The 25,253-nt window shown below is 50.0% G+C and carries 23 protein-coding genes; 22 read left to right on the top strand and 1 reads right to left on the bottom strand.

Going from position 1 to position 25,253, the window contains the following annotated elements:
* The first annotated feature begins 6 nt into the window (after positions 1-6).
* The 3 genes from R2X38_RS19235 to flgJ are packed head-to-tail and all read left to right on the top strand — an operon-like array spanning position 7 to position 2,979.
* Complete coding sequence (locus tag R2X38_RS19235; protein WP_317523965.1) at positions 7-786, top strand: flagellar basal body L-ring protein FlgH; 780 nt, start codon at positions 7-9, stop codon at positions 784-786.
* Between the two features lie 42 nt (positions 787-828).
* The gene (locus tag R2X38_RS19230) at positions 829-1,908 is read left to right on the top strand and encodes a flagellar basal body P-ring protein FlgI (protein ID WP_411185578.1); all 1,080 of its coding nucleotides are present in this window, start codon (positions 829-831) and stop codon (positions 1,906-1,908) included.
* 12 nt (positions 1,909-1,920) lie between these two features.
* Entirely contained in the window at positions 1,921-2,979 is a 1,059-nt protein-coding gene (gene flgJ, locus R2X38_RS19225; RefSeq protein ID WP_317523962.1) for a flagellar assembly peptidoglycan hydrolase FlgJ, read from the top strand.
* 24 nt (positions 2,980-3,003) lie between these two features.
* Here the strand turns inward: flgJ and R2X38_RS19220 are convergent, their stop codons facing one another.
* Positions 3,004-3,186, bottom strand: a complete 183-nt coding sequence (locus R2X38_RS19220; RefSeq protein WP_317523961.1) for a flagellar hook protein — start codon at positions 3,184-3,186, stop codon at positions 3,004-3,006.
* 655 nt (positions 3,187-3,841) lie between these two features.
* Between R2X38_RS19220 and flgK the strand changes: the two genes are divergently transcribed.
* From flgK to fliM, 19 genes are all read left to right on the top strand, one after another.
* Positions 3,842-5,818, top strand: a complete 1,977-nt coding sequence (flgK, locus tag R2X38_RS19215; protein WP_317523960.1) for a flagellar hook-associated protein FlgK — start codon at positions 3,842-3,844, stop codon at positions 5,816-5,818.
* A 14-nt stretch (positions 5,819-5,832) separates the two neighbouring features.
* The gene (flgL, locus tag R2X38_RS19210) at positions 5,833-7,053 is read left to right on the top strand and encodes a flagellar hook-associated protein FlgL (protein WP_317523959.1); all 1,221 of its coding nucleotides are present in this window, start codon (positions 5,833-5,835) and stop codon (positions 7,051-7,053) included.
* A gap of 348 nt (positions 7,054-7,401) precedes the next feature.
* On the top strand, positions 7,402-8,799 hold the full coding sequence (locus R2X38_RS19205; protein ID WP_317523958.1) for a flagellin: 1,398 nt from the start codon (positions 7,402-7,404) through the stop codon (positions 8,797-8,799).
* Positions 8,800-8,881: 82 nt separating this feature from the next.
* The gene (locus tag R2X38_RS19200) at positions 8,882-9,301 is read left to right on the top strand and encodes a flagellar protein FlaG (RefSeq protein ID WP_317523957.1); all 420 of its coding nucleotides are present in this window, start codon (positions 8,882-8,884) and stop codon (positions 9,299-9,301) included.
* A 78-nt stretch (positions 9,302-9,379) separates the two neighbouring features.
* On the top strand, positions 9,380-10,786 hold the full coding sequence (gene fliD, locus R2X38_RS19195) for a flagellar filament capping protein FliD (RefSeq protein WP_317523956.1): 1,407 nt from the start codon (positions 9,380-9,382) through the stop codon (positions 10,784-10,786).
* Between the two features lie 9 nt (positions 10,787-10,795).
* Complete coding sequence (locus R2X38_RS19190) at positions 10,796-11,089, top strand: flagellar biosynthesis protein FliS (protein WP_317523955.1); 294 nt, start codon at positions 10,796-10,798, stop codon at positions 11,087-11,089.
* A gap of 13 nt (positions 11,090-11,102) precedes the next feature.
* Entirely contained in the window at positions 11,103-11,504 is a 402-nt protein-coding gene (gene fliS / locus R2X38_RS19185; RefSeq protein WP_317523954.1) for a flagellar export chaperone FliS, read from the top strand.
* 268 nt (positions 11,505-11,772) lie between these two features.
* Entirely contained in the window at positions 11,773-13,212 is a 1,440-nt protein-coding gene (locus R2X38_RS19180; RefSeq protein WP_317523953.1) for a sigma-54 dependent transcriptional regulator, read from the top strand.
* Positions 13,213-13,394: 182 nt separating this feature from the next.
* The gene (locus R2X38_RS19175; protein ID WP_317523952.1) at positions 13,395-14,546 is read left to right on the top strand and encodes a PAS domain-containing sensor histidine kinase; all 1,152 of its coding nucleotides are present in this window, start codon (positions 13,395-13,397) and stop codon (positions 14,544-14,546) included.
* A complete protein-coding gene (locus R2X38_RS19170; protein WP_317523951.1) occupies positions 14,543-15,973 on the top strand; it encodes a sigma-54 dependent transcriptional regulator in 1,431 nt (476 codons plus the stop codon). Before R2X38_RS19175 ends, R2X38_RS19170 begins: the two co-directional genes overlap by 4 nt.
* 100 nt (positions 15,974-16,073) lie before the next feature.
* The gene (gene fliE, locus R2X38_RS19165; RefSeq protein WP_281025432.1) at positions 16,074-16,385 is read left to right on the top strand and encodes a flagellar hook-basal body complex protein FliE; all 312 of its coding nucleotides are present in this window, start codon (positions 16,074-16,076) and stop codon (positions 16,383-16,385) included.
* Between the two features lie 14 nt (positions 16,386-16,399).
* Positions 16,400-18,151, top strand: a complete 1,752-nt coding sequence (gene fliF, locus R2X38_RS19160) for a flagellar basal-body MS-ring/collar protein FliF (protein WP_317523949.1) — start codon at positions 16,400-16,402, stop codon at positions 18,149-18,151.
* Entirely contained in the window at positions 18,144-19,184 is a 1,041-nt protein-coding gene (fliG, locus tag R2X38_RS19155; protein WP_317523948.1) for a flagellar motor switch protein FliG, read from the top strand. Before fliF ends, fliG begins: the two co-directional genes overlap by 8 nt.
* Before the next feature lie 35 nt (positions 19,185-19,219).
* Positions 19,220-20,065, top strand: coding sequence for a flagellar assembly protein FliH (gene fliH, locus R2X38_RS19150; RefSeq protein ID WP_317523947.1), 846 nt, complete (start codon positions 19,220-19,222; stop codon positions 20,063-20,065).
* Positions 20,065-21,387, top strand: coding sequence for a flagellar protein export ATPase FliI (fliI, locus tag R2X38_RS19145; RefSeq protein WP_317523946.1), 1,323 nt, complete (start codon positions 20,065-20,067; stop codon positions 21,385-21,387). The genes fliH and fliI overlap by 1 nt, the downstream gene beginning before the upstream one ends.
* A gap of 31 nt (positions 21,388-21,418) precedes the next feature.
* The gene (gene fliJ / locus R2X38_RS19140; RefSeq protein WP_317523945.1) at positions 21,419-21,868 is read left to right on the top strand and encodes a flagellar export protein FliJ; all 450 of its coding nucleotides are present in this window, start codon (positions 21,419-21,421) and stop codon (positions 21,866-21,868) included.
* Positions 21,869-21,946: 78 nt separating this feature from the next.
* Positions 21,947-23,608: a flagellar hook-length control protein FliK gene (locus R2X38_RS19135; RefSeq protein ID WP_317523944.1), complete on the top strand. Its 1,662-nt coding sequence runs from the start codon at positions 21,947-21,949 to the stop codon at positions 23,606-23,608.
* Between the two features lie 66 nt (positions 23,609-23,674).
* The gene (gene fliL, locus R2X38_RS19130) at positions 23,675-24,178 is read left to right on the top strand and encodes a flagellar basal body-associated protein FliL (protein ID WP_317523943.1); all 504 of its coding nucleotides are present in this window, start codon (positions 23,675-23,677) and stop codon (positions 24,176-24,178) included.
* 7 nt (positions 24,179-24,185) lie between these two features.
* A complete protein-coding gene (fliM, locus tag R2X38_RS19125) occupies positions 24,186-25,238 on the top strand; it encodes a flagellar motor switch protein FliM (RefSeq protein ID WP_107299324.1) in 1,053 nt (350 codons plus the stop codon).
* Positions 25,239-25,253 lie beyond the last annotated feature (15 nt).

The raw sequence follows: 25,253 nt of genomic DNA, 5'->3' as shown, positions 1-25,253 counted from the left end.
TAAGGTATGGGTAAGTATTGGCCTGTATTGTGGGTGGCACTGCTGGTGGCGTTGTTGTCGGGTTGTGCACAGGATTTTGATACCGGATCGGATCTCGATAGCGCTGTCAGCGATGTTGATGCGGTGGAAGGTACGACCGAGCAAAGCGATGGCATTATCGGTTTGGTCAGAACGCGTGAAGATGCGGTGCAGGGTGATCCTAACTGGTCTTCGGTACGCCCGCCGGAAAAGCCAGAGCATTACGCGACTTCAACCGGGTCACTGTTTAGCAATACCAACTCTATGGGGCTGTATAACGACACCCGGCCAACAGGCCTTGGCGATATCGTCACTGTGCTGCTGGAAGAAAATACCCAGGCCAGAAAGAGTGCCAGCTCGGATTTGGGCAAATCGACCGATATGAACATGCAGCCGATTATGCTGGGCGGACGTCCGGTCAATATCGGTAGCTATGATTTGTCCTACGCCCTGACCAACGATAACAAATTCTCCGGTAGCCTGTCGTCGGATCAAAGCAACAGTTTCTCCGGCTCAATTTCTGTCGAGGTGATCGAAGTGCTGCCGAATGGCAATTTGCTGGTGAGGGGAGAGAAGTGGCTGACCCTGAACAGCGGTGATGAGTATATCCGGGTCAGCGGGACGATTCGCCCTGACGATATCGATTCGGAAAATTCGATTCCGTCAACGCGTATTTCCAATGCCCGTATCCAATACTCGGCAACCGGTGATCGTCAGGACACCCAAACCCCGAGCTGGTTTGCCCGATTCTTCAATGCGGCGATGTAAATCATGAAAAAGTTCTTTCAGTCAGTGCTATTTAGCTTGTTGATGGTGTCGGTAGTGCCTGTCGTTTCATCGCAAGCGCATGCTGCCCGCATCAAGGATGTTGCCGCTGTGGCCGGCGTCCGGGATAACCAGTTGGTGGGTTATGGTTTGGTGGTCGGCCTGCCGGGTACCGGCGAATCGTCATCGGCTTACTATACCGAGCAAAGCTTCCGGGCCATGCTGAATAACTTTGGCATTAACATCCCTGAAGGTGAGCGTTTCCGGACCCGAAATGTAGCGGCTGTGGCTGTCCATGCAAAACTGCCGCCTTTCTCCAAGCAAGGTCAGCAAATTGATGTGACGGTTTCTTCGGTCGGATCGGCAAAAAGCCTGCGTGGCGGTACGCTGCTACAAACCTTCCTCAAAGGTTTGGACGGTAACATTTACGCCGTTGCACAGGGCAGCCTGGTGGTTGGCGGCTTTACCGCTGATGGTGCAGATGGCTCACGTATTGTCAGCAATACCCCGACCGTTGGTACGATCCCTTCCGGCGCGATTGTCGAGCAGGAAGTGCCAAACCCATTTGGTCGAGGTGACTTCCTAACCTTCAACCTGTTCGAACCGGACTTTTCCACCGCGCAGAACATGGTCGATGCCATCAATAATTTCCTTGGCCCGGATGTTGCCTCGGCGATGGATGCCGCATCGGTTAGGGTTCGCGCGCCACGTGATGTCAGCCAGCGTGTGGCTTTCCTATCGACCATTGAAAATGTCGAGTTCGAGACGGCGGATTCCGGCGCACAGATTATCGTTAACTCACGTACCGGCACCATAGTGATCGGTCAGCATGTCCGCTTGAAACCAGCGGCGATCACCCATGGTGGGATGACGGTTTCGATTAAGGAAAACCTATCGGCTAGCCAGCCGAATGCCTTTGGCGGTGGCCAAACGGTAGTGGTGCCGGATAGCGAAATTACCGTGACTGAAGAAGACTCGCGGATGTTCCTGTTCGAGCCGGGTGTGACGCTGGATGACTTAGTCCGTGCGGTGAATCAGGTTGGCGCTGCGCCGTCAGATTTAATGGCGATTTTGCAAGCCCTGAAGCAAGCCGGTGCCATTGAAGGCCAGCTGATCATCATCTAACGGGAGAGCAAGATGAAAAGTCCGACTGATACTAGCTTTGTTCTTGATATCTCGAGCCTAGATAGGCTCCGTGCCGGGGTGAAAACCGGTAAAGACGGGGAGCAGGCCAGCCTGCGTGCGGCTGCCGAGCAGTTCGAAGCCATTTTTACCCAGATGATGTTTAAGTCAATGCGCGAGGCCAATTCGGCCTTCGAGTCGGATTTGATGAGCAGTCGCAATGCCAAGTTCTTCGAACAAATGCACGATGAACAAATGGCTAGCGAACTCAGTCGCAGCAACTCTTTGGGCTTGGCCGATATGATAGTTCAGCAGCTTGGTGCTCACCAAGAAGCTGACTCAGACAAGCAAAGTGATGGTACGCTGGTTAAAGAACAGCCATCTTTTGAGTTGGACAAGGGCGGCAAATACCTGCCTTTTGAGCGGCAAGACGCTAAAGCAAGTGATCACTTGGCTGCCAATCAGCTGAGTTATTCTACTATTGCCAGTCCAAAACCTGAAATCAGTGAAGAGCAGATCACCGAGATAGCGAACAAAGCCATTGTCGAGCGTAATATGGCTAATGGTGTCTCCTCAGACTTGGGATCTGCCCAACGACCTGAAAGTTTTGATTCTCCACAAGCTTTTGTTACCCATATGGCGCCGTATGCCCGGCGTACTGCCAATGTGCTAGGCGTTGATCCCGCGGTATTGATTGCTCAAGCTGCTCTTGAAACCGGGTGGGGCAAGAAAGTGATCAGCAATGCTGCGGGTAACAGCAATAACCTTTTCAATATTAAGGCAGATCCGAGTTGGAAAGGGGATAAAATGGCGACGCAAACCTTGGAGTACCATCAAGGTATTGCTGTTCAGGAGCGCGCAGCGTTTCGCTCTTATGACTCTTTTGATGAAAGCTTCAATGATTATGCAGAGTTCTTGAAACAGAACCCAAGATATTCGGTAGCGCTAGAAAATACGCAAGATCCGAAAGCGTTTATTAACGAAATTCACAAAGCGGGTTATGCGACCGATCCAAGGTACAGCGAGAAAGTGATGCGGGTATTTGATCAGGTGAACGATTTAATGGAAAAATAGCGTTAAAACAGCAACAGATAAAAACTAAACAAACACATCGACAATTGAAGAAATAATCTTCAATGTATCTTCACTTTCGGACAGCGCTGACTGTATTTCATTACTTTCTACTTTTGCCTGATTACCTTCCCGAACATTATCCAGAATGACAGGTGCGATAATTTCTTTTATTGCATAGCCAAGTAGTGTTGCAATGCCAATATTCATAATTGCTGCCTATAAAGTGCTTGTTGGTATGTCTGTTAATTATATATATAAGCTGTACTGTTTATCTAGTGTAGTGTGAATTTATTTATCAATGTTGGATCTGGTTGGCATTTAATGAAATAAATGTAGCAAAAGTGTGTCTTTGTGGGTGGTTAATATAAATTAGATAAAAAATAGATGAAATAAGATTGGTGGGCTAGATCTTAAGTGTTGTGTTCGATTTGACTTTTACTTCTTAAAAATCAGTGGTGTGTGTTGTGTGAGGGGAGGTTTTAATAAGAGTATGAAGCTAATGTTATGGTTTTCCTTCTGAAAAAATCTAAAAACATTGTTTAAACGTTTGCTTTTTTTGCTAGAACTTGAACTCTATTTCTTAGTTGGTTATTTCAGCGTTTGAAATAAACAGTATGGGGTGCTGAATATTGCCTGGTGATATACAACCGGGCTACTAATGTCTTAACGGTAGTTTGATATATAGCTAGCACATTTTATAACCATATATATTATTTTAAGTGTTCAGGCCCGAAGTGGTTATAGAAACACTGGTATCAAACAGTCAGCGTTCGAAGTTGTATTTTTATTCTTGGCTTAATATTTGCATTATCTGTCTTATGGGTGGTTATGATTGCCGCTGGAACTGGCTGGAGATAAGTGCATGGCGTTAGATTTGCTTAATATTGGTATGAGTGGGCTGAGAACCTCTCAGAAACAACTCAATGTTACCAGTCATAATATTAGTAACGTCAATACTCCAGGTTACAGCCGCCAGAGTGCAGAGCAAAAAGCGGATGATGCACACTGGATAGGTGGCAGCCAATACGGTACCGGTGCCTACATCGATAACGTGCGTCGTGCTTATGATCAGTTCGCCGCCCGTGAACTGACCCAGTCAACAACCAATCTCCACCAAGCCAATGAAAGCCATGCCCAGCTAGCTGTGATGGATGAGTTCATTTCCAACAATGCCAGCAAGACAATCTCCAGCATGAACGATTACTACGATTCAGTGAAAAGTCTTGCTGACCATCCCAATGATCTAGGTTCGCGTAAAGCTGTGCTGGAAAATGCCGCATTGGTAAGCCAAACCGTTAACAGTACCTACGATACCCTTGCCGGTATGCAGCGTGATGTGAATGATAAGCTTGTTGCGACGGTTGATCGGGTCAATACCCTAGGGCAAGAAATTGCCACCTTGAACAAGCGTATTCAGGAAAACCCTGCTGGGGAGAAAAATGACCTATTTGACCAGCAACAGAGCTTGGTCAACGAATTGGCACAGTACACCAAAGTGACGGTACTCAAAGGCAAAGACAACCTGGCGAATACAGTGATCATCGGTGATGGCCAAACCCTAGTGTCAGGCACGGAGTCCTCTCGTCTGACAGTTATTCCCGGTGAGCCCGACCCGCTGCAGACACAAATTGCAGTCGATGATGGCCACAATGCCACCCCGCTGGATGCCGATAATATGGGCGGTATTCTTGGTGCGATGGTGGGGTTTCGCCGTGATGTTGTCGAACGCAGTATCGATGAAGTTGGGCGGATGGCAGTCGGCTTTGCCGGGCAGGTGAATACCATCCAGCGCCAGGGCTTGGATTTGAAAGGTGAGCAGGGCAAGAACATGTTTGCCGATATCAATGATCCTATTGCGATGCAGCAGCGGGTGCTTAAACCGGTAGGCAGTAGTGCCGATATGACCGTAGCCATTGATGATGTCTCCAAACTTCAAGTGGGTGATTACCAGCTAAAGGCGAGCACTGATGGGATAACCAATAGCTATCAGATGTTTAATGCCAAAGGCGAAGAAGTCTTGAACCAAACCATTGCAGCAACTGACCCGCAAGTACTGCAAGCGGATGGCATGCAAATCAACGTCAATAATTTATCAGCAGCCCCATCTGATGAAACCTTTACCATTCGCCCTGTGCGGCTTGGCGGCGCACAGATGGCCATGAATGCAACAGAAGCATCGGATATTGCCGCTCAGCGGGTAGTTACGGCAGCAGAGGCAAACCAAGGAACGGCGCATCTAGAGCCGCTACCTACAGCGCAAGTTAGTGGAAGCTATCAGGTGTCGATCAGTAACACCGGTGATTCTTTATCGGTACTGGATGACCAAGGCAACCCGATCAACTTGATTGGTTATGACGCTCAGGGCAACGCATTGCCACCGAGTACGGCTATTGACTATCCCGTAACCAATGGTGTTATCCACTTTGCGGACGCCTTGAATAATCCTGTGCCGACGTTGGCGCTTAGCAGCGGTGCGGCAGCCAATGACAGCTATATGGTGCAATTAGGTGCAACGCCTGCGGAAGGCGATAACAGCAACTTGCTGGAAATGCAGCACCTGCAAACAGAGAAAACCATGAACAACGGCCGCTCTAGCGTGATTGACTTGTTCCAGACACTCACCACTGATGTCGGTATCCAAAAAATGAATGCCGAGAAGTTTGGCCAGATCAGCCAGCTTGACTTTGATGCTGCCACTGAGCGGGTCGCCAGTGTGTCCGGTGTCAACCTAGACGAGGAGGCAGCAAACCTGATGAAGTTCCAACAGGCATATATGGCTTCCTCCCGCATTATGAGCGTGGCCCGCGAAACCTTTGATACGCTGTTGCGTGCTGTTTAAGGATAGGAGGCGTTATGATCAATCGTGTATCAACATTTTCCCAGTATCAGAACCTGACCTCTAACCTTATGCGCAAGCAAGGGGCGGTAAACAACACCAATGAGCAACTGGCAACGGGCAAGCGTATCAAAACCGCCGGTGATGATCCTGTTGCATCAGTATCAACTCAAAATTACAAACAACAATTGGTACAAATTGAACAGTTTCAGAAGTCAATTACCTTGGCCAATAACCGTTTGGGCACCCTTGAGACCTCCCTCAAGAATGTTGAAAGCCACATTGATAGCTCCAAACAGAAGCTGATTGGCATGATTAATGGTGCGATGGCTGGCGATGATAAAACCGCATTTAAAAATGAGCTAGAAAGCTTATATGGCGGCTTGATGAATTTAGCGAATGTGCAAGATGAAGGTGGCAATTATGTTTTTGCTGGTCACCAATCAAGCACTCAACCCTTCGTTGAAGATGCCAATGGTAAAGTTCAATACCTTGGTGATAGTGGTCATCGTGAAGCGCGTATAGACACTTCTGTTCACGTGCAAACAAGTCAGGCAGGAGATCATGTCTTTATGGGAATAGAAAACCCATTTGGTGACTATCGCCCTGATTATGCCGGGTTGCAAGATGGCTCAGAGCTATCGATGCTTTCAGCTACGAACGCGGAGTTGAACGATAACTCACTTTACCGTGTTGATTTTCATGATAATGGTAATGGCGGCTTCGATTATGAGTTGTTTCGTGATGGTAATTCTCAGGGGGTTCAACCGTATGACCCTTCACAGGGTATTCAGTTTATTGATAACACGCCAGGTAATGAAGCGAATTTGGATATCAAATTTGATGGTGAACTAAAGCCGGGGGATAGCGTCACCTTGGACAAGACATCGACCATTGATCTGTTCCAGACAATGAATGATGCGATCAACTTCTCTGAGTCACCGTCTTCATCTCCTGAAGCGAGAGCTAGCTTACAGCGTTCCATCGAAGAGTTAAATGCAGCATATGTCCATATGAACCAACGCCGGGCAGAAGTCGGCACTGGCTTGAAAACGCTCGAAACCTATGAGGCCCAGCATCAAGACTTCGAATTGAGCCTCAACAAGGCTAAGGGAAGCTTGGAAGATCTGGACTACAGCAAGGCAATCATCGAGCTCAACGAAGACATGCTGGCCCTTCAGGCCTCCCAGGCTGCCTTTAACCAAACCAAGCAGCTCAGTTTGTTTAACTACCTGTAAGCCTCCTCGCTTCTCTGGATTAAAGCGGCAGAGTTTTGCCGCTTTGAGGAGAGGAAGGAGAGCCCGGCTCTAGGAGGAGCGGGCCCTAGGTGCTAGGAAGAGCTAAGAAAGAACTTGATTGTGTCTGGCTCTTGCAAACAATCTGGTTCGCCCATCGCCCATCGCCCATCGCCCATCGCCCATCGCCCATCGCCCATCGCCCATCGCCCATCGCCCATCGCCCATAAAAAAATTTTTTTAAAAAATTCCTAAAGGTATTTTTGCTCGTGCCGTTAATAGAAGTACTTAAACAAAAAGAGATATTTACCCCCCGCTTAGGCTGGGTTGTAACTCAACAAGGAGCGAAATATGTCTGTTACCGTAAATACTAACGTTTCAGCGATGACGGCCCAGCGTCACCTAGGTAATGCCACTAACAACGTAAGCAGCAGCATGGAGCGTTTGTCTTCTGGCTTGCGTATCAACAGTGCCAAAGATGATGCGGCGGGTCTGCAAATCTCTAACCGTCTAACCAGCCAGACCAACGGCTTGAACGTGGCAATGCGTAACGCCAACGACGGTATCTCTATTGCCCAGACTGCTGAAGGGGCAATGCAGGAATCGACCAACATCATGCAGCGTATGCGTGACCTGTCTCTTCAGGCTGCCAACGGTTCGAACTCTGATGATGACCGCTCGGCACTGCAGAAAGAAGTCACTGCACTGCAGCAGGAGCTAACACGTATTTCTGAAACAACCACCTTCGGTGGCCAGAAACTGCTTGATGGTAGCTACGGCACACAAAGCTTCCAGGTGGGTTCTAACGCCAATGAAACTATCGAAGTGACGTTGGGTGACGTATCGGCAAATGCGATCGGTAACAATACGGTTACTGGCGCAGGTTCAACCTTCGGTACGGGCTTTGCAACAAGTGCTGCTGAAGACTACACCGTTGGTGCAACCGCTGGTGACTTGACCTTTGCTGGTCCTGACGGTAATGCTGTAGTAGCAATTACTGCTACAGATACCGTTACAGATATTAAAGATAAAGTTAATAATGCAAATACAGGCATTAAAGCTCAAACTACCGTAACGACGAATCTTGATGGCCTAACAAGTGCTGACAATGGTACGCTTGAGATTGGTGGTGATACTTTCGATCTGGCAAAATATAACGGCTCTCAAGAAGCACTAGCGGCTGATCTGGGTAAAGCCGGCTACTCAGCCGTAATGCAAGATGACGGCAGTGTTCAAATCTCAGCAACAGATGTTGACGGTATCAAGCTGACTGCGGGCACAAACAGTAATGCCACACTTGACGGTAATGCAATTGCCGCCAGTGAAGTTGGTGTTGTGAATGCTGAAATTTCGCTAAGCTCACCAGGCAGCTTCTCTGTTTCAAATGATGGTACGGCTGACGAAACAGAGATTTTCGGAGCTTCTGCATCTAGCTTGAACTCCGTTGGCGATGTTGATATTTCGACGGCAACTGGCGCACAGGATGCGATTGATGTTATCGATGCGGCAATTGGCCAGATTGACTCACAACGTGCAGATTTAGGTGCGGTACAGAACCGTTTTAACCACACGCTGAACAACCTGGCAAACATCAACGAAAACGTAAATGCGTCAAACAGCCGCATCAAAGACGTTGACTTTGCTAAAGAAACAACGGATTTGACCAAGAACCAGATCCTACAGCAGGCGTCAACTTCAATTCTTGCTCAGGCGAAAATGAATCCACAGGCAGCGCTGAGCCTACTGTAATTCATTGAAAGAAAAGAGGCATGGCTACAGGCCATGCCTTTATTCTGTAATGCGCTAATATCACATAGGAGAAGTGATTATCATGGATAAACTATCAGATAACCCCGCAGCTTCTTCTATTTCTAAAGCGGCTACTGTACACACAAAGCCGACTCTCTTACCCAATGAATTGGGGTCATCAAAGCACACTAATGCAGCCCAAACAGAATTACCGTTGAACAGCACTGTTACCCAAATAGAGAAGGTAGATAACTCTCGTCTCAAGCACGAATCCTCTGCAGATGAACTCAATGAGTTTCACCGAGAGCAAATCGAAGCCTTGTCGCAGCGGATCAACCGTGAGCTCAAGTTTGAATTTGACGAGGAGCATGGTGAACAGGTCGTCTATATCTATGACAAGACCAGCGGTGATTTAATTCGGCAGATCCCGGCGCAGGAGCTGTTGGATCTAAACGAAAATTTATCGAAATATTCCGTGAGTTCATTTCAAGAAAAAATTTAGCTTGGCTTGTTTTTTGCATTAAATCTGTGTCTGCTGCAGGCGGCAAGTCATAAAGACTGAATTGGATAGAGGTTACGAATGGCAGGTTTATCAGTTGGTGGTTTAGGCTCTGGTCTTGATGTTGCTGGAATGACCCAACAGCTGGTTGCGGCTGAGCGCACGCCAAAAGAAATCCGTATTACTAATGAAAAGTCGAAAGTCGACGCTAGCCTGAGTGCCTACGGTTTGGTGAAGTCCTCGGCAAGTTCACTACAAGACATGTTCGAATCGTTTGATGAAGATGAGGTTTTTTCCAGTAAAGACGCTTCATCATCTGAAAGCAGCTACTTAGGCGTGACTGTAGAAAGTAATGCACAGAACGGTCGTTACTCTGTTGAAGTTAAGCAACTAGCCGAGACCCATAAGGTGGCCAGTGATAGCCTAACCGCTGATCCGGATAGTAGCTTAGGCTCTGGTGATTTGGTTATTGGTGTTGGCTCTAACACCATGACAATCAGTATCGCGGCCAACAAGAGTAGCCTCAAAGATGTGGTTCAGGCGATTAACGATGCTGATGATAACCCTGGAATTACAGCGACTATCATCACCGATGACACGGGTGCCAAACTGATTTTTTCAAGCACCAAGACGGGTGAAGAAAACAAGATCAGTATCGATGCGTCAGGGGCTACCGGGGATTTGGGCGATTTGGACTTTGACCCGGATAACATCACCGGCAACCCAAATATGCAGGAAATGCAGGAAGCCAAAGATGCTGTGATTGTGATCGATGGCTTCTCGACGGTAACAAACAGCACGAATACCTTTACCGATGCGATTGAAGGTGTAACGCTGGATGCAAAGAAGATTACCGGCACCTATGGCACGGGTAATGACACCGATGATATTGAAGTTAAAAATGCCATTATCGAGATAGAAAATGATACCGATAAGCCTAAATCAGCGATTGATTCATTCGTCGAAGCGTACAATAGCTTGTTCGAGATGGTCGACTCTCAGTCAAAATACAATGTAGAAGAAGAGAGTGGTGGGCCGCTCGTCGGTGATAGTGTATCTCGCTCATTACTCAGCCAACTGCGTAATCTCCTAAATGAACCTGTTGAGGTTAACAGAAAAAGTTATTTGCTTTCAGAGTTTGGTGTGACCACTGATCGTTATGGCAAGCTCGAAGTTGATGATGACATTCTCGAAGAGCAACTTGACAATAATTTTGTTAATTTTGGCCGCTTTTTTAATGGCGATGAGGGCTTTCTAAAAAAAGCCGATGACTTGCTTGATAGCTTTGTCGGACGGGAAGGTACAATCACCAGTCGGGAAGACAGCCTAAAAGAACAACAGAGTCGGTTAGATGATGATCTGGCGACACTGGATGAGCGGATGAAAGCGTATGAAGAGCGAATGTACAAACAGCTCTCCGCCATGGATGCCGCCATCTACAAAATGAACAACGAACTCAGCACTATGATGAGTATGCTGGTTTTCTAAAGGTGAAACATGCAAGAGTTAGCGAAACTAGAACAACATATCAAAGCCTTGCTTGAGCTTGAGGAATACCCTGACGATTTTCCCGAGCAACTCGAGCAACTGGTCGCGGCAAGGCATGAGCGGGTCAAACTGATCCTGGCAGACCGTGATAAGTTGAGCCGGGAAACCTTTGAAGACGTCCAGCAACGTACCCGCAATTTGAAAGTGCTCTTAGAACAGAACAAAGCCCGGATACGGCAGAAGCTACTGACCGCCAAGCAAGGCAAGAAGTCAGTGTCTGTCTATCAAATGTATCAAAAATAAATAGGAAAGAATTATGCGTGGTTCGCTTCAGGCATATAAGCAAGTGTCCGTTAACTCCCAGTTGGCCAGTGCGTCACCACACCGTGTGGTACTGATGCTATTAGGGGGAGCCATTGAGCGCTTGATCCAGGCCAAGGCGGCAATGGATCAAGGCAATGTCGCCATGAAAGGTGAGCGAGTGTCTAAGGCACTGGCGATCATTGGTACCTTGAAAGATAGCCTGTCGATGGAAGACGGCGGTGAGGTGGCGACAAATTTGGATAACCTATATGACTTTATGTTGCGTCATATTATTGACGGCAGTTCAAACAACAAGCCGGAAAACTTCCTAGAGGTGGTCGACTTGCTGCGTGAAATCAAGTCTGCGTGGGAGCAAATCCCTGCTGAGTATCATCACTTGGCCGAGGAATCATAAAATTGCCACAGTAAGGCTGTGACGCATTGTGATCTCCTCACCAGTATAAAATCCAGCCAAATGCTATCCCAAGCTTGCTTTTCATTGGGATAGCTTCACAGCTTTTGCCCGCCGTCGGTTGCCTTATTCTGTACTTTAATTACAATGGTCAGATAAGATTTGAAGTGGTTTCTCGTCGCATTACGCAGTTTTTTTCATAATTTTTAAATATGAATGTTGATAATGCCAGCACGAAATAACTCTTAAGTAGGCAGGCAAACTCTTTTCTATGCAAGTTCATACCCTCGTTATTGATGATGACCAACAGCATCGCCATGATTTAAGCGTGATCCTTACCTTTATCGGTGAGCAGTATGAGGCTTATTCGTCTCAAGAGGTTAACAGTTCGCACTGGGAAAAAGAGTGGGGCGCCTGTTTACTCGGCAAGGTTTCCTCAAGCCAGTCGCTAAGCAATCTACTGAATTTCTTGCGCACCCATCACCATATCCCGGTGATCTCCATGGGTGAGCATGAAGCAGAACTTGCCGCGCTGCCGAACTACGTGGGTAACCTCGATAAGCCTATCCATTACGGTCAGCTGATGGATGCCTTCCGCCACTGCAAAGAGTTCCTGGGCAAACAGACCTTCCAATTGCCGACATTCGGTCGCAAGAATACTTTGTTCAGAAGCATGGTTGGCCGTAGCGAGGCTATTAGCGAGATCCGTCACTTGATGGAGCAGGTCGCTTCAACCGATGCCAGCGTATTGATTTTTGGCGAATCAGGCACCGGCAAAGAAGTGGTTGCACGTAATATCCATTACCATTCAACCCGTGGTAAGGGGCCTTTTGTGCCGGTGAACTGCGGTGCAATCCCGCCGGATTTACTGGAAAGTGAGCTTTTTGGCCATGAGAAAGGTGCATTTACAGGCGCCGTTTCTACCCGTAAAGGTCGTTTCGAGCTGGCTGAAGGTGGCACACTGTTCCTTGATGAAATTGGCGATATGCCAATGCCAATGCAGGTGAAACTGCTGCGTGTGCTGCAGGAACGTTGTTTCGAGCGTGTGGGTGGCAGTGAAACCATTAAGGCAGATGTACGTATTGTCGCAGCGACTCACCGCGATCTTGAATCCATGATTGCCGAAGAGAAGTTCCGCGAAGACCTTTACTACCGCCTGAACGTCTTCCCGATTGAAATGCCAGCACTGCGTGAGCGTATGGAAGATATTCCGTTGCTGCTCCAAGAGCTACTGGCGCGTATGGAAGCCCAGGGTGCGAAGCCAATTCACTTTACCCCACGTGCTGTGACCTCGCTGATGGAGCACGACTGGCCGGGGAACATCCGTGAGCTTGCCAACCTGGTTGAGCGTTTGATCATACTTTATCCGGGAGAGATGGTGGATATCAGCCACCTACCGATGAAGTACCGCTATAGCCAGTTCCCAGAATTCCAGCCGGAAGAAAACTTCATGTCTGTGGATGATCATGAAAGGATGGCGCTGGCTGACATGTTCAGCAGCCAAGCTTCCGATCTTGAGACAGTACAAAGTCACAGTGATTTACCGCCGGAAGGGGTGAATTTGAAGGAAATGCTGGCAGAGCTGGAAATTGACATGATCAGCCAAGCACTGGAAGCACAGGGTGGGGTAGTCGCTCGCGCTGCTGATATGCTGGGTATGCGCCGAACCACATTGGTTGAGAAAATGCGCAAATATGGCCTGAGCCGTTAATAAAGCCTTAAACACTCTTCGCAAAACATTCTTTTCAAAAAACGCTTTTCAAAAACATGACGCCAAAAAAATGGCGTCATGTTATATTCCTCTCTGTAGATAAAGTGCTGATAATAAAGATATAATCTTGGCATTATTCATGCATTATTCAGTAATTGACAGCATACAGATCAAGGTTTTCCATGGATGATAATCAGCCTGCACAGAGCATATCTCAACGTTCCGATCCTGCTTTGGGCACATTGTCACAACAAGTCAGCCGGTACCAGCAGGTGCTGGATGTGATGCCGTCTGGGGTGATTTTCTTGGATTCTGGCGGTATCGTCCGTGAAGCGAATCCTGAAGCAATCCGTTTGCTGGAGCAGCCACTTATTGATGAGCGTTGGGTGGATGTCATCCAGCGTGCCTTCTCGCCGCGCGAAGATGACGGCCATGAGATCTCTCTAAAGAATGGCCGCAGGGTTAAATTGGCGATTTCTGCTTCCAATAGTGGCCAGCTGATCTTTATCACTGACATGACCGAGACCCGTCTGCTACAAGCGCGGGTGAGTGAGATGCAGCGTCTGTCATCGCTCGGCAAGATGGTTGCCTCGCTGGCTCACCAGGTAAGAACGCCGCTATCCAGTGCCATGCTGTATGCCTCGAACTTGGCTGCGCCTAATTTGACGGCGCCGATGCGAGAGCGGTTTCAGGGAAAGCTTGTTGATCGCCTGCATGACTTGGAGAAGCAGGTCAACGATATGCTGCTGTTTGCCAAGGGCGGTGATAACAAGGTGATAGAGTGCTTTACCCTCGAAACCTTGCTCAATGAGTTGGATAGCATGGTGGAAGCGCAGGTGATCAATAACAATGTCGATTTCAGTATCGACTGTGATGATGAGTCCCTGACTTTATTGGGTAATGCCAATGCACTGGCCAGTGCGATCAGTAATCTGATCACCAATGCCATCCAGATGGCAGGCAAGCAATGCCGGGTTGCGGTACAGGTTGTTGCCCAAGGAGGGTGGATACATCTCGCCGTCTTGGATAACGGTCCGGGTATTGCGCCAGAGATGCATAAGAAAATCTTAGAACCCTTTTTTACCACTCGCCAGCAGGGTACTGGCCTTGGACTGGCTGTGGTACAGATGGTGGCCAATGCGCACAAAGGCCGCTTGAGCTTGGAATCTGTGCCAGGCAAGGGAGCGTGCTTTACCCTGTCATTACCGCAAGCCGATGAGCAGGGCGCGAGTGAGCAAAAAAAGCAGATATCTAAAGCACCTTTAGAGCAATCACAACAGCAATTACAAGAACAAAACGGACAACACATTGAGCCGACAGGAGTGACCCTATGAACCAAAGCCGAGTATTAGTTGTCGAGGATGATGAAGGTTTGCGAGAAGCCTTGGTAGACACATTGGCTTTGGCCGGCTACCACTCTCTGGAAGCTGACAGTGCCGAGCAGGCTTTGTTGGTGCTAAAAGCCAATTCCGTAGACATTGTTGTATCTGATGTCCAAATGGCGGGTATGGATGGCCTGGGTTTGCTCCGCAGTATCAAGCACAACTGGCCCAAATTACCTGTATTGCTGATGACCGCTTACGCCAATATTGAAGATGCCGTCTCGGCGATGAAAGAAGGCGCGATTGATTACATGGCCAAGCCGTTTGCCCCGGAAGTACTGCTCAATATGGTCAGCCGCTATGCACCGGTAAAAAGCGAAAGCGGGCAAACTATTGCTGCTGATGAAAAATCACTTAAGTTATTGGCTTTGGCTGAAAAAGTCGCTAAAACCGATGCCAGTGTGATGGTATTGGGGCCGAGCGGTTCGGGTAAGGAAGTGATGTCACGGTACATTCATCAGAACTCTAACCGCAGCGAAGGGCCATTTGTTGCCATTAACTGCGCGGCTATTCCGGAGAACATGCTAGAAGCGACTTTGTTTGGTTATGAGAAAGGGGCGTTTACCGGAGCGATCCAGGCCTGTCCGGGCAAGTTCGAGCAAGCTCAGGGCGGAACGATACTGCTTGATGAAATCAGCGAGATGGATCTTAACTTGCAGGCCAAGCTACTGCGGGTATTGCAAGAGCGGGAAGTCGAGCGTTTGGGCAGCCGCAAGAGCATCAAGCTGGATGTGCGCGTGCTGGCAACCAGTAACCGCGATCTCAAAGAGTATGTCGCGCAAGGTAACTTCCGTGAGGATTTGTATTACCGCCTCAATGTCTTTCCATTGATGTGGCCGGCTCTGTCGGATCGCCCGGGAGATATCGAGCCGCTGGCTCAGTACCTGATGGAGCGACACTGTATCAAGCAAGGACAATCGGTACCTGAATTTTCAATGGCAGCCGTTGCTAAGCTCAAGCAGTACAGCTGGCCGGGGAATGTGCGAGAGCTGGATAATGTTATCCAGCGGGCATTGATTCTGTGTCAGGGGCAAGCGGTTGCCGAGTCGGACATTTTGCTTGAAGGGCTTGATTGGTTACAAGCTGATGGCTTGCAGACGCTTTTTGAGCCGATGGCACATTCTGGGTCCAATGATAAATCCGCTGTTGTGCCAAATGTGGCGACAGAGCAGCAAAATGCCGAGAGACAAAATCCTGCGATGCCAGCAGATGGGTTAGGAAATGAGCTGCGGGAACAAGAGTTTTCGATTATTCTAGACACCATTCGTGCCTGTGATGGCAAACGCAAGGATGTTGCGGAAAAATTAGGGATCAGCCCAAGGACATTGCGCTATAAATTGGCAAAAATGCGTGATGCTGGGATAGACATCCCAGTTTGATCACCGCATTGAAGGATGATTTCCTTCATACTCATATTAATAAAGAAATTAGGCTGACAACTTGTTGGATTGACAAGTTTCTGACGGGTAGGAGAGACAAATGAAAGTAAATGGACTTCAGGCCGAAATGCAGGCAATGAAACTGGAAGCCACCAACGCTTCCCGCCCGGCAACTGGACAACAAGTCAGTGCAGATTTTGGCGCTATGCTGGGTGATGCCATCAAAGGCGTTAATCAGCTTCAGTCGCAATCCAGTGAGTTAGCCACCCGCTTCGACCAAGGGGACCGCAGTGTATCCCTGTCTGATGTCATGATCGCCCGGAACAAGTCGAGTGTTGCCTTCGAAGCGACGGTACAAGTGCGCAATAAAATGGTCGAAGCGTACAAAGAACTCATGAATATGCCGGTTTAATAGGAAAGTAGTGCGTGTCGGAACCATCAACTAACAATGAGCTCGCCGTTGCTGGCAATTCACCGTCAACGGCGGTAATGGCAGATAGCGAACTGGAGCTTCAGAGCCCGGATGCGGGAGAAAAGAGTGCCTCGCGTGTTGATAGCATGCTGGGTAATCTTGATGTCCTGCGTCAGGTCGTTCTGGTTCTGTCGGTGGCTATCTGTGTCGCTTTGATTGTCCTTGTCGTCTCTTGGATCAAAGAGCCAGAAATGCGACCGCTGGGCACTTATGAAACCGCAGAGCTGATCCCCATCCTCGATCATTTCGATCAGAAGAAAATCAGCTACACCCTTGATGGTAATACCATCCGGGTGCCGGCGGATAACTTCTCGGCCATCAAGCTGGAATTGACCCGGGCCGGGTTAAACCAGACCGTGGCAGTAGGCGACGATATCCTGCTGCAGGACATGGGTTTTGGTGTGTCTCAGCGCCTTGAGCAAGAACGCTTGAAGCTCAGCCGTGAGCGTCAGTTAGCTCGGGCGATTGAGCAGATCCGGCAGGTTCGCCAAGCCCAGGTACTGCTGGCGATGCCAAAACAAAGTGTATTTGTCCGCCATAACCAGGAAGCGTCAGCCACTGTCTTTCTGACCTTATCGACAGGCGGTTCATTGGGCCAGCAAGAAGTTGACTCTATCGTCGATATGGTGGCCACTGCGGTACCGGGACTTAAACCGACCCGTGTTACGGTAACGGATCAGCATGGCCGCTTGCTGAGTTCGGGCACGGCAGATCCTCAGGCAACCGCACGTCGCAAAGAGTACGAGCTGGAACGCAAGCAAGAGCAAGCGCTGCGCGAGAAAATCGACGCCATCCTGATCCCTGTCTTGGGGTTGGGTAACTATACCGCTCAGGTCGATGTCTCAATGGACTTCAGCGCCGTGGAAGAGACCCGCAAGCAATATGATCCGGCCTCCCAGTCAACCCGCAGTGAATATACGCTGGAAGACATCAACAACGGCAGCATGGTCGCGGGTATTCCGGGTGCGTTGAGCAATCAGCCCCCGGCTGACAGCGCGATCCCTCAGGAAGTCAAAGAATTACAATCTGGTGGCAGTGCGGGCAATAACTCGGTGCACCGTGAAGCGACCCGTAACTATGAGCTGGATACCACCATTAGGCACCGCCGCGCCCAAACTGGCACGGTCGATCGCCAGACGGTCTCCGTGGCTATTGATTACAAACAAGTCGTTAACCCCGAAAGCGGTGAGGTCACGCGTGTTGCCCTAAGTGAAGCCGAGCTGGCAAAAATTGCCCGCTTGCTCAAAGGCGGCGTTGGCTTCTCTGAAATGCGTGGCGATATGCTGGAAGTGATTTCAGTGCCATTTGCTGTTCCTGAAGAGCAAATGGTGGCCGATCTGCCGATCTGGGATCATCCGAATTTCAATACTTGGGTACGTTGGTTGGCAGCGGCATTGGTGATTATCGTCATTATGGTCGTTATGGTTCGTCCAGCGATGCGCAAGTTGCTGTATCCAAATCAGGCCTCAGACGGAACGCCATTGGATGAAAATGGTTTGCCGGTACCGGCTGGTGGTCAAGATTCCATTGATCTAATTGGTAGCGAGCTTGATGGCGTTGAAACGCTGGAGCTAAGCAGCAGCAACTTGGATCTACCAAACCTGCATAAAGATGAAGATCTGCTGAAAGCGGTTCGTGCACTGGTTGCCAACGAGCCGGATCTCGCTGCGCAGGTTGTTAAGAGTTGGGTAACTGAAGATGGCTAATGAAGTAGCAACCACAGACAACAAGAAATTTGATATCACGACCCTGACCGGGGCTGATAAAGCTGCGATTTTGCTACTTAGCCTCAATGAGCAGGATGCAGCCAGTATTATCCGCCATCTTGAACCCAAGCAGGTTCAGCGTGTGGGTGGTGTGATGGCACAAATGGCCGATCTAAACCAGGAAAAAGTGTCGGCAGTTCACCGCCATTTTCTGGAAGATATCCAGAAATACACCAGCATCGGTATGGGCAGTGAAGACTTTGTTCGAAATACCCTGATTGCGGCTTTGGGTGAAGATAAAGCCAATAATTTGGTTGATCAGATCTTGATGGGCAGCGGCTCGCGCGGTCTTGATTCATTGAAATGGATGGATCCCCGTCAGGTGGCGAGCATTATCCTTAATGAACACCCGCAGATCCAAACCATTGTTTTGTCATATCTTGAGCCTGAGCAGTCAGCAGAGATCCTGGCACAGTTCCCTGAACGGGTCCGCTTGGATCTGATGATGCGTATTGCCAACCTCGAAGAAGTCCAGCCGGCAGCCCTCCATGAGCTTAACGATATCATGGAGAAACAGTTTGCCGGTCAGGCCGGTGCACAGGCTGCGAAAATTGGTGGCCTGAAGGCGGCTGCCGAAATCATGAACTACCTCGACAACAATGTTGAGGGTGCGCTGATGGATCAAATCCGTGACAACGACGAAGACATGGCTACCCAGATTGAAGATCTGATGTTTGTCTTCGATAACCTGGCTGAAGTCGACGATCGCGGCATCCAGACCTTGCTGCGTGATGTACCGCAAGATCTGTTGCAGAAAGCCCTTAAAGGGGCTGACGATATGTTGCGCGAGAAGATCTTGCGCAATATGTCCAAGCGTGCTGCCGAAATGCTGCAAGATGATCTTGAGGCTATGGGGCCGATCCGTGTGGCCGATGTGGAGTCTGCTCAGAAAGAAATTCTATCGATTGCCCGTCGCTTGTCTGATGCGGGTGAGTTGATGTTGACCGGAGGCGGTGCGGATGAATTCCTCTAATGCTGTCAAGGCTTCTTGCTGTGTAAAGGCAAACTATGTCTTCTGATCGCCCAATGGATCGCCGTCGCGGTTTCTTGCGTGTGTCTGAGCATCAGGCGCAAGAGCTTGAGCGCTGGGCTTATCCAGATTATTCCCCTGAGCATGAGGGCATAACAGAAAATGCCCTCAATTATGATCCTGAATGGCAAGTCGAGCCACTCGACGAAGAGCCGGAATTACCACCGCTTACTGCCGCCGATCTTGATGATATCCGCCACTCTGCCTACGAAGAAGGGATCGCTGAAGGCCGTGCTGCCGGTCACAGTGAAGGCTTCGAGCAAGGTATGCAGCAGGGGATGGAGCAAGGTTTGCAGCAAGGGCTTGAACAAGGTTTGGCTCAAGGCTTGGAGCAGGGGCTGGAGCAAGGCAAGGGCCAAATTGACGAGCAAGTCGGCCACCTCTCGCAGCTGATTGAAAAGTTGGCTACACCCTTGCAGCAGGTCGATGACGCCGTTGAGCAGCAGTTGGTGTTTTTGGCCACGAGCTTGGCCCGAGAGTTGATCCAGGTTGAACTCAAGACTAACCCTCAAGTGATTTTACAGACGCTTCGAGAAGGTATCGCGGCGTTGCCGATGGCCGGACAGCAAACGACTGTTCAGCTGCACCCGGAAGATTTAGAGCTTATCAAACAGGCTTACGGTGAAGAGAACTTGGCTGAACGCCGGTGGACTTTGCAGGCCGAGCCAGCCATGAATCGCGGTGACTTGTTCGTTGAATCAGGCAACTCGACCGTTGACTACCAGATGGAAACTCGGCTAAGACATCTGCTCGAGCAGTTTGTTGGCCTTAACAGCCAGTCTCAGCCTCAACCGTCATCTCAACAAGAGTCCGGAGAGGCGTAATGGCCAGCCTGGCTCAGCGTTTATCCCGTTACCAAACGGCTAACACTGCCTGTCGACCGGTGGCATCTGGCCGCTTGGTGCGTGTGGTAGGGCTGACATTGGAAGCGATTGGTTGCCGTGCACCGGTAGGCAGCTTGTGCAAAGTCGAGACCCTAACGGGTGATATGGAAGCTGAAGTCGTTGGCTTCTCGGGAGAAACCCTATTTTTGATGCCCAGTGAGCAGTTGACCGGGGTAATGCCAGGAGCAAGAGTAACGCCAATTACCGAAGCTGGCGGGATCCCGGTTGGTATGGAGCTGCTTGGCCGCGTAATAGACGGCGTGGGTAACCCGCTTGATGGCCTCGGTGATATCTTCACCGCCGATCGAGCGGCGTTCAATGCCGAGCCGATCAATCCGCTAGCCAGGAAACCAATTAAAGAGCCGCTGGATGTGGGCTTGAAGGCAGTCAATGGTTTGCTGACTGTCGGTAAAGGACAGCGTATCGGCCTGTTTGCCGGCTCAGGTGTCGGTAAATCCGTGACCTTGGGTATGATGACGCGGGGCACGACGGCACAGGTTGTCGTGGTCGGGCTCATTGGTGAGCGTGGCCGAGAAGTGAAAGAATTCATTGATGAGATCCTCGGTAGCGAAGGACGCCAGCGTGCTGTGGTGGTTGCTGCACCGGCAGATGCATCACCTTTGATGCGCCTGAAGGGGTGCCAAACCGCACTAACGATAGCGGAGTACTTCCGTGACCAAGGGCTGGATGTCTTGCTGTTAATGGACTCATTAACCCGCTTTGCCCAAGCACAGCGTGAAATCGCCCTGTCCGTAGGCGAGCCGCCAGCGACCAAAGGCTACCCGCCTTCGGTATTTGCTAAGTTACCCGCCTTGGTGGAGCGTGCCGGTAACGGTGGCGAACATCAGGGTTCCATTACCGCCTTCTTTACCGTGCTGACGGAAGGGGATGATCTGCAAGATCCGATTGCCGATGCATCGAGGGCCATTTTGGATGGCCACATTGTCTTATCGCGCGAGCTGGCTGATGCCGGTCACTATCCAGCGATTGATGTCGAACGCTCGGTTAGCCGTGTGATGCCAGCCATTGTCAGCGAAGAGCATATGATGATGTCCAAAGCCGTTAGGCAGGTATTGTCTATTTGCCGCAAGAACCAGGATTTGGTGTCTATCGGCGCCTATAAGCCTGGTACCGATCAGGCCATCGATCAGTCGTTTGCCTTGAAACCACGGCTCGATGGTTACATGCAGCAGTCGATGAAAGAAGCCGTCCCATACGAGATGTGTGTCAACATGCTGCGTGCTGTTCTTAGCGGGCAATAGCTAAGCGGATAATAATTTTCAGGAGTAAGTCATGGCAGCCGATAGTGCACTGGAGCTGATTTTGAATCAGACCGCTGACGCGGAGCATAAGGCGTCGCTGGCACTCAACCAAGCCCGTATTGAACGTGAAAACTATCTGCAGCAATTACAACAGATTGAGCAGTACCGCTTGGATTACTGTCGTCAGTTGTCTGAACGGGGCCAGCAAGGGCTAACAGCCAGTGCTTACAATCATCTGCAGAAGTTTTTGAATCAGCTTGATGAAACCCTGGTAAAGCAAAAGAGTGCGGGTGCGCATTTTGATCAGCAAGTTGAGCAATGCAGCCAGCATTGGCAGGAAATGCGAAAACAACGACGCTCGATTGAGTGGTTGATCGAGAAGAAGCAAACGGAGCGACAGCGCCTGCTGGATAAGCAAGAGCAGAAAATGATGGATGAGTTTGCCACGATGCAATATGCCCGCCGGCAAATGAGCCGCTAACCCAGCTCGGGCGAAACCACTTGGCGTAATTTTTGCATTTCATTCGTTATAGGCCATAGTCAAAGCGCGATCATCATTATGTTTTTATCTCAATTTCTATCAGCGGATACTGCGTCGGCGCCTTCAGCGCCAGCGTCAAAGACTTCGTCTGTTGCTGAAAGCCAGGCGAAGGATGGCACGTCATCGGCTTCTTCCAAGGGATTTACCGACACGCTAAAAGATGCGTTTGAAACCGGTTCTACTGGTGCTTCGGGTAACATCGAATCCACTTCTGAAGGGAAGAAAAAGCTTGGAGGAGAGAATAAAGACGACTCTTCCAAGCTAACGGACTCAAAAGCTACCGATGGGCAGGCCGTCAATAAAGTTGCCCAGGGTACTGATAATATTGAGCTACTTCAGGAAGGCAGTAGTGATGACGTCGCCCAGTCAACCTCTTCAGAGAACAAAACAAGAGGTCAAGCTGCTGAGGTAGATGATGCCGAGTCAGGTGATGATGCCAGTGTCAATGTCGCTGCCCAGCAGGTCGGTTCTGCTCTGGCTTCTTCTGATAATGCCAAGAGCTCGATGAGTGAGGGGGAGGAATTACTCCAGCGCCTATCGGCATCACGCAGTCAGCTCGCAGGTCATTCAGCTTCTGGGCCAGGAAAAGGAGCAGATGGCAAATTGTTGCCGCCTGATGCCATGGCTGCCGGTTCTGATAATAAAGCGCAGTTATCCGCCCCCCTAGCTAAAGAGGGAGTTGCAACCAAAGAAGGCGCTGCTGGCAAAGAAGCTCTTGGCAAAGAGCTTCAAGGTAAAGACGGCTCAAGTAAAGATGCTTTGGCTAAAGAGCTATTGGCAAAAGAGCTTTTGGTTAAAGATCCGGCGGCAAAAGCTGATTCCCAAGGCAAAGTCGCGCTAGCTGGCATGACGTTGTCAGGCGCAGATCTTGCCGAGCTGAAAAATGGCCAGGGGACATCGCCGCTATCACAGGCTTTGGCCGCTGATGGTGCGCTTACGTCATCGGCCAAAAGTGATGTTGCCGCTTTGATGGGCCTATCGGCCTCAGCGAGTTCGCCAAAAGGCACCTTGATGACCAAAGGCAGTGCCGGTGCACTTGCAGCGGCGTCTATGGCCGGTATAACGGACGGTGCAATTGACGGTGCAATGAGATCGGGAACCGATGATGGGCTGGGAACCAGCGTTGGGGAAACCCAAGGCTTGCATGCTGCTCATCGAACAGCTGCAGCTGGCATGGTGGTCGCTGAAGGCGAAAAGCCGGGTAATGCCCAGCCTCCTTTGCTTCTGGCCAAAGAGCAGGCGGGTGACCAGCTTGCTGACAGGGTGCAGATGATGATGTCGAAGAACCTCAAGCATGTGGATATCCGCCTTGACCCGCCGGAACTTGGTAAGCTGCAGATCAAACTGTCGATGAACAACGATCAGGCCTCGGTGCAAATTACCGTCGCCAACCAACAGTCAAGAGACTTGGTAGAACAGGCAATGCCTCGTCTGCGCGAACTATTACACCAACAGGGGCTGCAGTTGGCCCAGAGCAGCGTACAGCAAGATAGCAGCCGTCAGTTTGCGGGTGGTTCGCAGCAGCAAATGAATGGTCAGGCGGGCTCTCAATCGCAGCATGGAGAGCCGGGCAGTGGTCAGGGAACACCCCATGAGCTCGCAAATGGTACAGCGGCGCAATCACACTCGGCGGATTTGTGGATGACAGCACCAAAAGACGGTGTTGATTATTATGCCTAGCGGTTCAGTCTGTTAAACTGGCCAAGTATTTATGCCCAACAACAATAAAGAACGACAAAGGACGATTTGAATATGGCAGATGATGCGCAACCCGGCGGTAAGAAAAAACTCATTATTATTGCCGTGCTGGCTGTTGTTCTGCTTGCTGGCGGTGGTGCAGCGGCGTGGTTTTTCTTGAATGATTCTGCGCCTGAACCTGAAATTGCGCAGTCCGGTAGTGCTGGCTCCCAAGCGGCACCGGCAGTTGTGGAATCGGCGTATTATGTCATTCTTCCCCAGCCATTTATCTTCAATGTGACGGGGGATGCCCGTGACCGGCTGGTACAGGTAAAAGTACAGTTGATGGTTCGGGGAGATAGCAATGAAGCGATCGCCCAGCAGCATATTCCGCTGATAGAAAGTACACTGCTGCAGACCTTTGGTGCTGCAACGGTCGAGCAATTGAGAACCCCGACAGGGCGATTGGAACTACGCGGCCAATCGCTGGCGGCGGTCCAAGGTGCGCTACTGAAGGTATCCGGTCGACAAGCGGTTGAACGGGTGCTGTTTACTGGTTTTGTAATGCAATAGGTTTTATGTGAGTGACTTATTAACCCAGGACGAAATTGACGCGCTACTTCATGGCGTTGATGATGTCGATGATGATGATGACGGTGGCCAGAGTGAAACGGGTGTCGTTGCTTTTGACTTTTCATCACAAGACAGGATAGTCCGTGGGCGGATGCCCACACTGGAGCTGATTAACGAGCGTTTTGCCCGCCATATGCGGATCAGCTTGTTTAATATGTTGCGAAAGACCGCTGAGGTGTCCATCAATGGGGTACAGATGCTCAAGTTTGGTGAGTATCAGAATACCTTGTATGTACCGACCAGTTTGAACATGGTGCGTTTCCGTCCGCTCAAAGGCACGGCACTGATCACCATGGAAGCGAGACTGGTGTTCATTCTGGTGGAGAACTTCTTCGGTGGTGATGGCCGTTTCCACGCCAAGATCGAAGGGCGTGAGTTCACCCCGACCGAGCGTCGTATTGTCCAGATGCTGCTCAAGCTGGTGTTTGAAGACTACCGTGAAGCCTGGTCTCCGGTGATGGGTGTTGAGTTTGAATACCTTGATTCGGAAGTGAACCCGACCATGGCCAATATTGTCAGCCCGACTGAGGTGATTGTGGTCAGCTCATTCCATATCGAGGTCGATGGCGGCGGCGGTGACTTCCATGTGGTGATGCCTTACTCCATGGTGGAGCCTATCCGCGAATTGCTTGATGCCGGTGTCCAAAGTGACAAGATGGACACCGATGTTCGCTGGAGCAAGGCCCTGCGCGATGAAATTATGGATGTTCCGGTAAACATGCGGGCAAAACTGCTTGATGTAGACCTGACGCTGCGTGATCTGATGGAGCTGCAACCGGGTGATGTGATCCCGATTGATATGCCTGAGGCGGCAACGGTATTTGTCGAAGATCTGCCGACTTACCGCGCAAAAATGGGTAAGGCGGGCGAGAACATCGCACTTAAGATCACTGAAAAATTAAAACGTCCGGATATGGTGAAGAGCGACTTGGCTTTTCTCGATCGCGATGAATTAGGCTCGGCACTGTTGAACCTCCACAGTGACGATACAGACAATTAAGGACGAGATCCGAAT

The organism is Photobacterium rosenbergii, assembly GCF_033022775.1.
Lineage (GTDB): Bacteria > Pseudomonadota > Gammaproteobacteria > Enterobacterales > Vibrionaceae > Photobacterium > Photobacterium rosenbergii_A.
This window is presented reverse-complemented; position numbering and strand designations above follow the sequence as displayed.

What these genes read in the sequence shown, in the direction of transcription:
- R2X38_RS19235 (WP_317523965.1), top strand. Translation starts at nt 7, where the DNA reads ATGGGTAAGTATTGGCCTGTATTGTGGGTGGCACTGCTGGTGGCGTTG.
- R2X38_RS19230 (WP_411185578.1), top strand. Translation starts at nt 829, where the DNA reads ATGGTGTCGGTAGTGCCTGTCGTTTCATCGCAAGCGCATGCTGCCCGC.
- flgJ (WP_317523962.1), top strand. Translation starts at nt 1,921, where the DNA reads ATGAAAAGTCCGACTGATACTAGCTTTGTTCTTGATATCTCGAGCCTA.
- R2X38_RS19220 (WP_317523961.1), bottom strand. Translation starts at nt 3,186, where the DNA reads ATGAATATTGGCATTGCAACACTACTTGGCTATGCAATAAAAGAAATT.
- flgK (WP_317523960.1), top strand. Translation starts at nt 3,842, where the DNA reads ATGGCGTTAGATTTGCTTAATATTGGTATGAGTGGGCTGAGAACCTCT.
- flgL (WP_317523959.1), top strand. Translation starts at nt 5,833, where the DNA reads ATGATCAATCGTGTATCAACATTTTCCCAGTATCAGAACCTGACCTCT.
- R2X38_RS19205 (WP_317523958.1), top strand. Translation starts at nt 7,402, where the DNA reads ATGTCTGTTACCGTAAATACTAACGTTTCAGCGATGACGGCCCAGCGT.
- R2X38_RS19200 (WP_317523957.1), top strand. Translation starts at nt 8,882, where the DNA reads ATGGATAAACTATCAGATAACCCCGCAGCTTCTTCTATTTCTAAAGCG.
- fliD (WP_317523956.1), top strand. Translation starts at nt 9,380, where the DNA reads ATGGCAGGTTTATCAGTTGGTGGTTTAGGCTCTGGTCTTGATGTTGCT.
- R2X38_RS19190 (WP_317523955.1), top strand. Translation starts at nt 10,796, where the DNA reads ATGCAAGAGTTAGCGAAACTAGAACAACATATCAAAGCCTTGCTTGAG.
- fliS (WP_317523954.1), top strand. Translation starts at nt 11,103, where the DNA reads ATGCGTGGTTCGCTTCAGGCATATAAGCAAGTGTCCGTTAACTCCCAG.
- R2X38_RS19180 (WP_317523953.1), top strand. Translation starts at nt 11,773, where the DNA reads ATGCAAGTTCATACCCTCGTTATTGATGATGACCAACAGCATCGCCAT.
- R2X38_RS19175 (WP_317523952.1), top strand. Translation starts at nt 13,395, where the DNA reads ATGGATGATAATCAGCCTGCACAGAGCATATCTCAACGTTCCGATCCT.
- R2X38_RS19170 (WP_317523951.1), top strand. Translation starts at nt 14,543, where the DNA reads ATGAACCAAAGCCGAGTATTAGTTGTCGAGGATGATGAAGGTTTGCGA.
- fliE (WP_281025432.1), top strand. Translation starts at nt 16,074, where the DNA reads ATGAAAGTAAATGGACTTCAGGCCGAAATGCAGGCAATGAAACTGGAA.
- fliG (WP_317523948.1), top strand. Translation starts at nt 18,144, where the DNA reads ATGGCTAATGAAGTAGCAACCACAGACAACAAGAAATTTGATATCACG.
- fliH (WP_317523947.1), top strand. Translation starts at nt 19,220, where the DNA reads ATGTCTTCTGATCGCCCAATGGATCGCCGTCGCGGTTTCTTGCGTGTG.
- fliI (WP_317523946.1), top strand. Translation starts at nt 20,065, where the DNA reads ATGGCCAGCCTGGCTCAGCGTTTATCCCGTTACCAAACGGCTAACACT.
- fliJ (WP_317523945.1), top strand. Translation starts at nt 21,419, where the DNA reads ATGGCAGCCGATAGTGCACTGGAGCTGATTTTGAATCAGACCGCTGAC.
- R2X38_RS19135 (WP_317523944.1), top strand. Translation starts at nt 21,947, where the DNA reads ATGTTTTTATCTCAATTTCTATCAGCGGATACTGCGTCGGCGCCTTCA.